This is a genomic window from Winogradskyella endarachnes, from assembly GCF_009741275.1.
GTDB lineage: Bacteria > Bacteroidota > Bacteroidia > Flavobacteriales > Flavobacteriaceae > Winogradskyella > Winogradskyella endarachnes.
In genome coordinates, this window is sequence record NZ_WOWS01000002.1 from 213814 (window position 1) to 226102 (window position 12289).

The 12289-nt window shown below is 31.9% G+C and carries 9 protein-coding genes; 3 read left to right on the forward strand and 6 right to left on the reverse strand.

Annotation, left to right across the window (positions count from 1 at the left end):
- The first annotated feature begins 53 nt into the window (after window positions 1-53).
- Window positions 54-2615, forward strand: coding sequence for a toxin-antitoxin system YwqK family antitoxin (locus GN138_RS05610; RefSeq protein WP_157362815.1), 2562 nt, complete (start codon window positions 54-56; stop codon window positions 2613-2615).
- Window positions 2616-2681: 66 nt separating this feature from the next.
- Here the strand turns inward: GN138_RS05610 and GN138_RS05615 are convergent, their stop codons facing one another.
- The 4 genes from GN138_RS05615 to GN138_RS05630 all read right to left on the reverse strand — a co-directional run bounded on the left by GN138_RS05615 (window position 2682) and on the right by GN138_RS05630 (window position 7781).
- The gene (locus tag GN138_RS05615; RefSeq protein WP_157362816.1) at window positions 2682-3416 is read right to left on the reverse strand and encodes a T9SS type A sorting domain-containing protein; all 735 of its coding nucleotides are present in this window, start codon (window positions 3414-3416) and stop codon (window positions 2682-2684) included.
- Window positions 3417-3546: 130 nt separating this feature from the next.
- On the reverse strand, window positions 3547-5466 hold the full coding sequence (locus GN138_RS05620) for a T9SS-dependent choice-of-anchor J family protein (RefSeq protein ID WP_157362817.1): 1920 nt from the start codon (window positions 5464-5466) through the stop codon (window positions 3547-3549).
- A 138-nt stretch (window positions 5467-5604) separates the two neighbouring features.
- On the reverse strand, window positions 5605-7254 hold the full coding sequence (locus GN138_RS05625) for a DUF6029 family protein (RefSeq protein ID WP_157363341.1): 1650 nt from the start codon (window positions 7252-7254) through the stop codon (window positions 5605-5607).
- Between the two features lie 38 nt (window positions 7255-7292).
- Entirely contained in the window at window positions 7293-7781 is a 489-nt protein-coding gene (locus tag GN138_RS05630) for a TlpA family protein disulfide reductase (RefSeq protein WP_157362818.1), read from the reverse strand.
- Window positions 7782-7883: 102 nt separating this feature from the next.
- Here GN138_RS05630 and GN138_RS05635 point away from each other — a divergent pair, with 102 nt between their 5' ends.
- Entirely contained in the window at window positions 7884-8939 is a 1056-nt protein-coding gene (locus GN138_RS05635; protein WP_157362819.1) for an Omp28-related outer membrane protein, read from the forward strand.
- Window positions 8940-9093: 154 nt separating this feature from the next.
- Here the strand turns inward: GN138_RS05635 and pruA are convergent, their stop codons facing one another.
- On the reverse strand, window positions 9094-10719 hold the full coding sequence (gene pruA, locus GN138_RS05640; protein WP_157362820.1) for an L-glutamate gamma-semialdehyde dehydrogenase: 1626 nt from the start codon (window positions 10717-10719) through the stop codon (window positions 9094-9096).
- Between the two features lie 143 nt (window positions 10720-10862).
- Between pruA and GN138_RS05645 the strand changes: the two genes are divergently transcribed.
- On the forward strand, window positions 10863-11864 hold the full coding sequence (locus GN138_RS05645) for a DUF6695 family protein (protein ID WP_157362821.1): 1002 nt from the start codon (window positions 10863-10865) through the stop codon (window positions 11862-11864).
- Here GN138_RS05645 and apaG read toward each other — a convergent pair.
- Window positions 11861-12247 carry a Co2+/Mg2+ efflux protein ApaG gene (gene apaG / locus GN138_RS05650; RefSeq protein ID WP_157362822.1) on the reverse strand — a complete coding sequence of 129 codons (387 nt, stop codon included), beginning with the start codon at window positions 12245-12247 and terminating at the stop codon, window positions 11861-11863. The two genes, GN138_RS05645 and apaG, sit on opposite strands and share 4 nt — an antisense overlap.
- Window positions 12248-12289 lie beyond the last annotated feature (42 nt).

Here is a 12289-nt window from a genome sequence, read left to right on the forward strand (position 1 = left end):
TTAATGCATTAGCTATTAGTTTGTTAAAAATTAATTTAAATAATTAACCCATCATGATTTTAAATTTTAAAAAAGGATTTCAATTTTACATGCTGTTTGTTTTTGGTCTAATTCAGACTTTAAGCGCTCAGCAAGACACTATTTATTATGATATAGGTTGGAAAGAAACTATAAAAGACAGTGCTGCATTTTACCGTCCTCCAATTAAAAAAGAAGGCGATTTATATAGAATTGTAGACTTTTATGTTTCAGGTCAGCCTCAAATGAGTGCCTTATCTAAAAATAAAGATACGGCCGTGTTTCATGGTGAAGTAACTTGGTATAATGAAGATGGTTCAATAAATCAAAGCGGTAACTATGAAAACAATAGATTAAATGGAGAATTTATTTCATTTCTCGGTAAAAAGAAATTAATTGCTATCTATAAGAATGGTTATTTTATTAAAGGTGCAACTAATAGAGGTAGAGGACAAAGTAGTTTTTACACAGAAATTAAGAACGATACAATTATAGATATTGTATATGATGGAGATATTAATGGTATTCGTTATGAAACCTATTCTTTAAAAAAAGGGCGTCGTTTTCTTTCAAAATATTATAATAAAAAAGGAGAACTAATAGCGGAGTTAAATGAAGCAGATAATGGTAATAGAAATGGTGCAGAAGTATTTTATTATTATCAGCCAATGCGTGTTCAGCAAATTAGTTATTACCCTTTTGGTCAATATCTAGGTGAGACTTTTTACTATAGAAACGGACAGGTTAGAACTAAATTTGAGCAAAAACCAGAATTTAAAAAGAGTTTTTATACCCTTGAGGGTAAAGAATTAGGAAGTGTAACTTACACGCTTGATAATGGTTATTTAAAACCAAAAGCCGGAACAGAATATCATTTTTCATATAGTTATAAAGCAGGTAGAGAAGGTGTTGTAATCTCTACAAAAACATTTGAGGATGCAAAATTAATTAAATATCAATTGTTTTACGATAATGGAATTTTAAAATCTGAAACTACTTATAATAACAATACAAAAGAACTACAGGTTAGTTATAATAATAAAGGTGAGGAAATAGCCCGTATTAGGTATAAAAATGATTATCCCTATACAGGTACAGAGATTATAGGTGATAAAACATCAACTTACAAGGAGGGAAAACTTATAAAGGAGGTGAGTTATTATCCAAAAACTAAGATGGTTTTTTGTGAGAAGACTCAAGAGGCCGAAACTTATTTTAATAAAGAAGGTCTAATTATAGGAACTTTAGAGATAGATTATAAAAATAACTATGCAAAAGCTTTAAACGGAAAACGATTTTATCCTGGTTATGATACAGAGTTTTCTAGCATTGAAACCTTTAAGGATGGTTATTTAATAGAAAGAACTAACTACAGGCCTAAAACCTTAGAGGACAAAACAAAACAAATCTATAAGCGTACAGAGTATTATAAAAGTGGTACTTACGATAAAATTAGAGAAGTTGTTTATTATAACAATGGCTCTAAACAAAGTGACATAACCTATAAAGGATACAATAAAACGTTAGGTAAATTTTATAATGAGAAGGAAGAACTTATAGGAACTTATGATTATACAAAAAAAGATGGTGTTTTATATGAATTCTTCTATGAGTCTAATGTAATTCAAATTAGAAAAGAAGAAAAAAATGGAGCGTTAATTAAATTGAAAAAATACGATTATGGATTAAATAGAAGTTATAACCAAATAAACCCTGTTTTAATAGAAGAAATTGATGTAACATGTTGTTCTAAATATTACTCCAAAGATGGTCAATTATTTGCAGAAGCAATTTATAAAGATGGTTTACCATGGAGTGGAACAATCTATGACTCTAGTTCTCGTATAAAATTAGACATCAAAAATGGGGTAAAAGATGGCATTTATGAAAAGTATAGTTACAATCAAAACCAAATATTAGAAAAAGGTCAGTATGTAAAAAATAAAAAAGATGGTGTTTTTAAAACATATAACTCTAGAGGTGAATTGTTAAATACTAAGACCTATAAAAACGATTTGTTAAATGGAGAAGCTATTTATTATAATGATAAAGGGGAAATTGTTTCTACTCTAATATTTAAAGATGACAAACCTTTTGAAGGAAAAAAAATAATAAATAACAGTTATAATACCACACCAACAGAAGAAACCTTTAGTGACGGGTTTATAACAAAAAAAGTATCTTATGATGAAAATGGTAAATGCGTTTCTAAATATGAAAATGGCGAAGAAGTAGAATCCATTGCATACTATAAAGATTCTAATAAAAAACGACTAAAATATTCAGTAGATAAATATTATATAAATGGTGAAGTCATTAGGTACGATAAAAGCGGTACTGAACAAAACAAAGCTATTTTTAAAAATAATAAATTAGAATCTGGTGTTGTTTATCTTTCTGGATCCATCGCTTATGATAATAATGTGAAATACATAATTTTAAGCAAACAAACAGATAAGTTAACAATTAAACTAATAGGTCATAATGACGAAACTATATTCTTTGCCAACCAGAATTTAAAAAAAGGGTATAGCGTTAATTATATAAATAAACTCGGAATCTATTTAGATAATATTTCACCAAAATCATTGTATTAGAGGTAAAAACAAAAAACCGTTTGAAAATAATCAAACGGTTTTTTTATTAGTGAGGTTGAGGTATTATTATTTCTTTATAATTTTTTTTGTGATGGTGTTACCAGAATTATTTGTGAATCTAATAATATAAGGTTGAGCGCTTAAATTAGAAATGTCTATAGTATCAGTTCCAGATACAATATTATCTTGCTTTACGTTACGTCCAAGTAAGTCAAATATTTCAACGGATAAATCTTCATTAGAAGACACGTTTAATTCATTATTAGCACTTGTAGGGTAAACTTCTAACGTAGATAATTCAGAACCTTCTATGCTTAAACTAGAATCGTAACTATAAGTAATTGTTAAAGGTGTTCCTATAGGAAAAGCACCTGCTGCGTCATAGGCCTGAAATCTGAATGTCCAACTCATAGCTTGTGTTGTTCCGCTCGGGTTTAAATTCCATAAACTGTTTCCGGCACTATTAGTAGATCCAACGGAAATGGGTGCTGGAGTATTTGGGTAACCACTATTTAAAGATACATCATTTAAGCATACACCGTTAAAACATAGTTGAAAGTTAGAACCATCTGTACCTACAAGGTTGTCTACAAATATCCTCATAGATATGTCTTCTGTAGATGTATTTGTAACATCAAATTTAAAATTGCAAGGGTCAGAATAGCCACAGCTAGCTTCAGAGAAAGATAACACTTGTCCTTCGGTTAAGGTACTGTTGTCGCTTTGATTCTTTACTTCAAATTGAGCAAAAGATATATATGAAGTTAGAATGAAGCTCATTAAAAGTAATTTTTTTTTCATAATATTTAATTTAAAAATTTTTATAAATCGGGTACAGGTTGTTTTCAAATATACGCGATCTTGTACTTAAAAATGAAAAGGGAAGTACCATATTGCTATATACTTCCCTTTGTATTTAGTTTTTTAGGTTTTATTTATTTACAATAAATTTAGAACTATAAGATCTATTTCCATCATTAATATGCATAACATAATGTCCTGCATTTAAATTAGATATTGGTAATTCTATGTTTTGAATTCCAAATAAACCTTCATAATTAGTGTTGATAACAGTTCTACCTAACATATCTGTAACCGTTACATTGTAGTCTCCATTACTTTCTTGAAATGAAATATTTATTCTATCCTTAGCAGGATTAGGATGTATTTTAATAGAGTCTATTCCTGATACTTCTTCTACACTCAGTGCTTCGGCAATAGTGGCTTGTTTGGCTCCAACTACGCTTCCATCCGTAGCATCTAATAATACGGCTACAATATGAATATTTGATTCCGTACTTGTAGTTGGTATTGTGTAGTTAAAATTATAAGAAGCACTGTCTCCGTTATTAATAATTGATGGAACAGAGTTTTCTTGACCATAGAAACCTCCAAGTAAAGCTATACCTACGTGGTTATAAACCATTTGTGTTGCTGGTACTGGGTCACCTAAGTTTTCATAACCTCCCATTACTCCATTTGCACCTCCAGCATAATAATTAACTTGGTCATAATCTTGATTGTTAGTATTGGTTCCGTCTCCAGTACCTGTAACACCATCTTCAGTAATTATAACACCTAATCTAAAATTGGCATTACTGAAGTTTGAGTAGAAATTACTTTGTGCTGAAATGATTAAATCATTACCATTTTGAGTGGCTCCTATTGATAAATCTACAGGTACTATTTCAGTATTTAATGCGTCATAAATAGCTTGTAAATTTGCTTGTGAAGGATTAACGTCTCCATATTTACGATCTACAGCACCACTTGGATAGCCAGAGATATAATTTCCAATTCCTGCATCATATTCAGTTAATACCATTGGGTCAGCGTTATGTACAGCTACACCCACAACTGTATTTGGATACGTAGAAGTCATGTAATCTAAACCAACAGCACCTCTAGGACACCAACCACACCATGTCCCGGTAGCTTCTTCAATAAATACGGCTTTAATTCCAGATTGAGATACGGTGTTAAAATCAGTATTTAATGAATTATTAGAACTATCACCATCCATACTGCTATTAACATTATTTATAGTTACAGAAATGTTTTTTTCTTCTACTGTACTATAGTTAACTGGCGTTGTGTGATTAACTGTTTCTGTTGCACCTGGAGCAATGTTAACGGTGAAGTTTTCAGAATAAGTATTGGTGCCATCACTCCATGACACATCTAGAGAGGTTATAGTTGAAATACCATTGTTAAATACGTCAAAAGATAATAAGTTGTCTGTTGATATAAGTGCGTATCTGTTAAGACTAACGTTTTCTAATTCAGCATCTAAATTTAGAGGAGACCTTACTTCTATGTCATCAATTACCCAATTGTCACCATCATCATTATAGTGTACAAAAGCAATATAAACCATCATGCCGTCATAAGCAGATAAATCAACAGATTGAAGTGTCCATCCACTACCAATATTAGCTTCTGTGTAACTGGCAACAGTTGTAAAGTCAGCATGGGTAGTTTGTGAGGTTGTAGACACTTTTACTTCATAGGTAGAACCGTAATTTGTAGAGGTATACGTTTCTGTTGAATAGAAACGTAATTCAGCATTTGTAGCCGATGTTAAATCAATTTGACTGGTAACCAACCAATCTTCAGCTATTCCTACAGCAACATTTTCGTAAATGTTTGCAGCTGCGTATGTACCTGTATTTGGATACGTTACTTGAATCCAATCATTTGCAGTACCTACACCATTTGTTCCCATGAAGGAAGTCCATCCTGTAGGCGGAAAAGAGGCGCCTTCAAAACCTTCTGTAAAAATTGTTTGTGCGGTTGCTAACTGGGAAAGCGTTAAACAAAGCAGAAGAGAAAGAGTAATTTTTTTAATCATAGTTGGAAGATTTAATTAAAGTTTTGTTAAAATTGATTTTTCAATATAGCTAAATGTGTAATTGGGACAAAGTTATGGTATAAAAAAAACGATATTCAGTTATGAATATCGTTTAAGTGTTGTTTTTAATAGATGTAATTAAAAGGCGATTGTTAAGTTTGCACTTAAACCTGTATTTTCTGGTACAAATCTACACACGCCTCCAATACAAATAAGTCCGCCTCGTTGTCTTCCGTAATTAAGTCCTAATCTTGTGTTCCCTTTACTGTAACTTCCTCCTAAACTATAGTAATGAATTTTATTATCTCCACCGTAATTCCAATTATCAGCAGCGTAAACGGCTAAACGCGTGGAGAAATTATATTCTAAAACTCCAGCTGCCCAATTTTTACGATCGTCATCACTCCATAAATGTTGTGCTACAATGCGTAAGGCTTTTCCGTTATCAAAACGTCTTGTAGATTCAACTACACCAATGTTTGCTAGAATAGAACTATTTCCTAAAGGGCCACCTTCTACTACGCCTTTATCTACGATTACATTTTGATAAGTTAGTACTGAGCTCCATTTTTTAGACCATTTCTTCTTAATTTCTAAATTAAAATCTCTAAACAATTGATGACCTTTACCTATAAATTTAGCTTTATACCAACGGTTTTCAATATTGTATTCAGCATCTAATCCGCCCCAATAAGAAAAATTAGCAGCTAGTTTTGTGCCATATTTCCCACCTAAAGTAGTTCCTTTTTTAAATGAATAATACAAATCTATTTGTGTGCCAACTTCACCAGAACGTTGATCAAACGATTCTATTATTAATCTTGGTTGAGGATTATATACGTAAATGTTTGTTAATAGGTAATCTTGTTGTTTGGTTAAACCAGGGACATAATTAAGAACTTGTTGATTGTAAATATTACCTTCTGCTAATCTATCAGAATAAAAACTAAAATTTTCTAATCTTCTAAATGTGGCATTAATACCTAATCCTTTTTTAGCGTAACCTGCGTTTACTTGTAAAGCTGTACCGTCATATAATTTATTAGAAGATAGAACACCTTCATTAGCGATGGCATCAGGATCTTTAATTACAGCTTCAACACCAGCGTAAAAGTTATTAAGGATAAAATCTAATCGTCCACTATAGGCACCAACCGTAGATGGTAATGCTTCATTTCCATTAGTGTCTTGGTTTCTGGCTACATAGCTCGCACCAAGTTGAATATCTACAGTTTCAATATTTAGTGCATCACTTAAACTTAGTTCGGTGTCTAAACCTTGTATCGTTCCTTCAGATTCTTCAAAGCCATGACGTTGTTTCCCAAAAACACCTTTAATACTTAAATCTTCAGTTACATCTACTTTTATGTTTAATCCTTTTAGGGCATTGTTTAATCCAAGTTGTCTATCTTCCCAGGATCTTAAAATTAAGCCACTTCCAAATTGTTCATAAAAATATCCACCCGTAATATCCAAGCTTTTATCTTTATAGTTAACATAGTAGGTAGCAATTTCATTTTGATTATCAAAGATAGGATCATATCCTAATAGAGCGGATGGTAAATAAGATTCATATTGAACACCTGCGGTAAAATTACCTAAGTTATAGTTTAATAGCACATAATTATTTGCTCTAAATTGGTCGTCTGGTGCTAAAAAATTAATGCCTTCATCTGTTTGAAGCCATTGCGAGTTAGATTCTAGTCCACCATAAAAATTACCCGATTCTTGAGCTGCTATAAAGTTTAGATTTAAAAATAGCGTAGCTAGAATGATTATTTTTTTCATCATAAATTGGTTGTGGTTAGCGGTAAGAGGAAGAGGTTTTAGTCGTTAGAAAGCTCTTTGATTTTTTCAAATAATTCTGATTCTGCACCAGGACTATAACCAGAGTGTTCATAAACTATTTTACCATCTTTAACTAAAATGGTTAAAGGTATACTTGATGCATTTAAAGCGCGTTTTAGGTCGCTATTAGTATCTAATAAAACAGTGTAATCCCAATCTTTACCATTTACTAAAGATTTAACGCGTTTTATAGTTCTGCTATCATCTACAGAAACAGCTAAAAGTTCTACGTTAGTTTCCTCTTGCCATTCATCGTAAACATCATTAATAGCATCTAATTCTTTTAAGCATGGTACACACCATGTTGCCCATAGTGAAACAATGGTGATACCATCTTCATTTGTAGCATCAATTAAATTAATAGATTTACCTTCAATTGTTGTTAGGTCTGCATTAGGCAAGTCGTTTTGAGCAATAGTTGAGAAGCTGATTATTGCAAAGCAAAAAAATAGAATTTGTTTTTTCATAATTAAATCTTGGAAAATTGATACACAATATTAGTTAAATTTTTGTCAAAAGTATCGTTGTTCTAAAAATTAATTAATTTAGCGAAAAACAATACTATTACTATGATTTCAAAAAAAATGCCAAAGTTATTTTTGCTATTAATTCTTATTGTAGCTGTTTCTTGCAGTAAAACTGAAGACAATGAACCACTAACGACTCCAGTTACTTTATTAGATGAAGACAGTTTTGTAAGAAAGGCATCTTTGATTGATCAAAACATTCCATTTAAGGTGGTGACTAGTGAGGGAGAAGATGTTACTGATATAACTACGTTTTATGTTAATGATGAGCCAGTATTTGGTTCTGATTTTTCTTCTAGTGTAGTTGGTGATTTTGAAGTATATGGTGTTTATATTCAAAATGGATTTGAAGTTACTACAGATACAGAAAGTTTTAGTGTTATTATTCCTAAAAGAAAAATAGTTGTTGAAGATTACACAGGGACTTGGTGTGGCTTTTGTCCTAGAGTCTCTGCGGCCTTATCTTCTTTACATGAAGAAACAGAGGATATTACCGTAATTGCAATACACGAGACGGCAAATAGCTTTGAGGACCCAATGCACTTTAATCAGGTACAAACATTAAAGGATGCTTTTGATATTGAAGGTTTTCCTGCAGCTAAAATAAATAGAAACACAGACTGGCAAAATCCACATGCTAATAGTGATATTACAAGTATTGCAGGTTTGGATACCGACTTAGCTTTGGCTATAAATTCTGAATTAGAAGGTAATGAGTTAACAGTACAGGTTAATGTTGTATATGAAGACGGTTCTGAAATGGGTGATAAGTTGGTGGTGTATTTACTTGAAGACGAAATTATTAACGACCAAGTAAATTATTACAATGGTGATGCTACAAGCCCGTTTTATAATATGGGAGATGTAATTCCGGATTTTGAACATAATGAAGTTTTAAGGAATTCTTTAACTAGTGTTCTTGGTGATGCTATACCTGCTACAGCTGCTTTAACGGAGTATATTACTTCTTTTACAATAACAGTGCCAGATAATTATGTGTTAGATAATCTTAGCATTGCAGCCATGGTTGTGGGGTCTGATAATACTGCTAAAAATTCTCAGTTTGCACATATAAATGAAGATAAATCTTACGAGTAATCGTTTGAAAATAAATTGATAGAAAAGCCTGAACAGTATATTGTTCAGGTTTTTTTATGTAATGATTTGAAAATTTTTCATCCATTTTTACGCATAAAAAAATCCTTAGAAATTTTCACTCCTAAGGATTTAGTATTTTAAAAATAAGAAGATATTATCCTAAGAAAGGGTATCTGTAATCTACAGGAGTTACAAACGTTTCTTTGATTAATCTAGGAGATACCCAACGTAATAAATTTTGAGCACTACCCGCTTTATCGTTTGTTCCTGATGCTCTTGCACCACCAAATGGTTGTTGTCCCACAACAGCACCAGTTGGCTTATCATTAATATAGAAGTTACCAGCACAGTTTTGTAAGGCTTTAGTAGCTTCTTCAATAGCATAACGACAAGTAGATAATATTGCGCCTGTTAATGCGTACTCACTAGTTTCATCAACCAGTTTTAACGTTTCAGAATATTGGTCTTCGTCATAAACGTAAATGGTTATCACTGGGCCAAATAATTCTGTAGACATTGTTTCGTACTTTGGATTTGTTGTAACGATAACTGTAGGTTCAATAAAATAACCTTTAGATTTATCATAACCGCCACCAACAATTATTTCTGCTTCATTTGAGGCTTTAGCTTCATCAATATATTTGGCTAGTTTATCAAAAGAACCTTCATGTATTACCGCAGTAATAAAATTGCTCATATCTTCTGGTGAGCCTTGTTTAAAAGAATTTACATCTTCAATGACAAGGGTTTTAATCTCTTCCCATAAATTGCTAGGAATATATGCTCTAGATGCTGCACTACATTTTTGTCCTTGAAACTCAAATGCACCACGAGAAATAGCTGTTGCTACTTGTTTAGGTACGGCAGATTTATGGGCAACAATAAAATCTTTTCCTCCTGTTTCTCCTACAATTTTAGGGTACGTTTTGTACGTATGGATATTGTTCCCAATTTGTTTCCACAATTCTTTAAATATAAAAGTAGAACCAGTGAAATGTAAACCAGAAAAATCTGGACTAGATAAAACCGTTTCAGTAATCATAACTGGATCACCAAACACAACATTAATTACACCATCTGGTACACCTGCTTCTTTAAAAATATCCATGATTATTTTAGCAGAATAAACTTGGCTATCACTTGGTTTCCAAACCACAACATTACCCATTAATGCCATACAAGCTGGTAAATTTCCTGCAATTGCTGTAAAGTTAAACGGTGTTACTGCGTATGTGAATCCTTCAAGAGGTCTGTATTCTACACGGTTCCATGCATCACTTGTACTTTCTGGTTGTTCCATGTAGATGTCCGTCATAAACTGAACATTAAAACGTAAGAAATCTATAAATTCACAAGCCGCATCAATCTCTGCCTGGTGTATGGTTTTAGATTGGGCAATCATAGTTGCAGCATTAATTTTAGCTCTGTAAGGACCGGCAATTAATTCAGCAGCTTTTAAGAAAATACCTGCACGTTGCTCCCAAGGCATTTGAGACCAAGATTTACGTGCTTCTAAAGCTGTAGATATAGCATCTTCAACATGATTCTTTTCTGCAATATGGTATTCGCCAACGATATGTTTGTGATCGTGTGGTGGAGACATAGTTCTGGTATTTCCAGTTTTAACGTCTTTACCGTTGATGTACATTGGGACTTCAACTTTACTGTTAAACATGGTTTTATATGCTTCTTTTACGGCTTTACGTTCTGGAGAACCAGGTGCATAAGACTTCACAGGCTCATTGACTGCTACAGGTACATTAAAGAATCCTTTTCCCATAATATATTTGTTTTTTAGATTGTTTTTTTAAAAGTGCAAAGGTACAATTTTTAAAAGAGAATTATTTTTTGAAATGTTATAGTTGTGTAAATGTTGAAATATAAATTTTGTAAGTTGCCGTAGTTAAACTCGACCTTTTGTTTATGTTAAAAAATGATGCTTTTATTATTTCTCTTGCTTATCCTGATACTATAGTTAGGATTTCTGATGAAAAGTTAGTGTCATACCTTAAATACTTTAATATTGGTTGTGCTAATTACGTTCGTGCTGGGCATGCAGCTTTAGTGTTAATTGATAAATCTACAGGTTGTATAGAGTATTTTGATTTTGGAAGATATACAACGCCTCAAGGTTATGGTAGAGTGAGAGGAAAATTAACAGATAATGAATTAGATTTTCCATTAAAAGCAAACATTGATAATGAAAAAATCATCAATTTAAATGAAATTTTAAGCTTTCTTGCTACACATCCTAAACTTACGCATGGTGATGGAAAGCTTGTGGCTTCTGTTTGTGCTGCCATTGATTATAATAGAGCGAAAAATTATATTATGCAATTGCAAAATAAAATTTTTGTTAGGTACGGTGCGTTTTATAAAAATGGTAGCAACTGCGCTCGGTTTGTTACTGATACCATAATTAATTCTGTAAATAACGATTCTATTAAAAAGAAGCTGATTAAATCTAAGCGATTTACACCTAGTACTGTGGGTAATGTTGAAATTGCTGATACTCAAAATAAGGTTTATGAGGTTTCTGATTTAGGGAATATTTCTGAGTTTAAGTCAACTTCTAAATCTGAGAATAGACGTTGTTTTTTAGATAAATTAAATAATTTTGAACCTAATTTTATTGGGAATTTACAACCAAAGCATGTGTCTTCAGCGGCTAAACATTCACAATGGTTAGAAGGTATTGGAGCAGGAGCCTGGTTTGAACTTTATAACTTAAAACTTGAAAAAGAATTTAGGTGTAAACGTATATCTCCTTACGGTACTATAGATTGTGATAGCGTATACGAAGTAGATTCTGAAGGATTTAATATTAACAAAAAATATAAGTTTTTACATCCTTCTCATTGTTTGTTTTTTACCGTAGAACAATCAGGTAAACAATTTAGATTTAATTTTCTAAGAGATTACTAATTAAGGGCGAAAGGCGCACTTAATTTAAAAGAAGGAATGTATACTTTAAACTTATTTGTTTTAGATAAGTTTATCATATTGTAGTGACCTTGCATAGCACCAAATGGTGATGTTAAAAGGCAACCAGAGTTGTACGTGTGTGATTCTCCTGGTTTTAAAACGGGTTTCTTTCCAATAACACCTTCACCTTCTATAATCTCTTCATTATTAAGAGCGTCTAGAATCCTCCAGTGTCTAGTATTTAATTGTACAGAATCTTTACCTTGGTTTTCAATTATTACTTTGTAACCAAATGCAAAGTGTACTTTGTAGTTTTTGTAAAACGTACCTTCAAAATTAGTCTCTACCGAGATTTTAATTCCGCTTGTTACTTGTTGTACCATGGTTTTGATTATTGTTCTATGCTAAAATAACATAAATTATGA

Excerpts from the sequence above, each read along its gene's own strand:
- GN138_RS05610 (WP_157362815.1), top strand. The coding sequence starts at position 54 with ATGATTTTAAATTTTAAAAAAGGATTTCAATTTTACATGCTGTTTGTT.
- GN138_RS05615 (WP_157362816.1), bottom strand. The coding sequence starts at position 3,416 with ATGAAAAAAAAATTACTTTTAATGAGCTTCATTCTAACTTCATATATA.
- GN138_RS05620 (WP_157362817.1), bottom strand. The coding sequence starts at position 5,466 with ATGATTAAAAAAATTACTCTTTCTCTTCTGCTTTGTTTAACGCTTTCC.
- GN138_RS05625 (WP_157363341.1), bottom strand. The coding sequence starts at position 7,254 with ATGAAAAAAATAATCATTCTAGCTACGCTATTTTTAAATCTAAACTTT.
- GN138_RS05630 (WP_157362818.1), bottom strand. The coding sequence starts at position 7,781 with ATGAAAAAACAAATTCTATTTTTTTGCTTTGCAATAATCAGCTTCTCA.
- GN138_RS05635 (WP_157362819.1), top strand. The coding sequence starts at position 7,884 with ATGATTTCAAAAAAAATGCCAAAGTTATTTTTGCTATTAATTCTTATT.
- pruA (WP_157362820.1), bottom strand. The coding sequence starts at position 10,719 with ATGGGAAAAGGATTCTTTAATGTACCTGTAGCAGTCAATGAGCCTGTG.
- GN138_RS05645 (WP_157362821.1), top strand. The coding sequence starts at position 10,863 with ATGTTAAAAAATGATGCTTTTATTATTTCTCTTGCTTATCCTGATACT.
- apaG (WP_157362822.1), bottom strand. The coding sequence starts at position 12,247 with ATGGTACAACAAGTAACAAGCGGAATTAAAATCTCGGTAGAGACTAAT.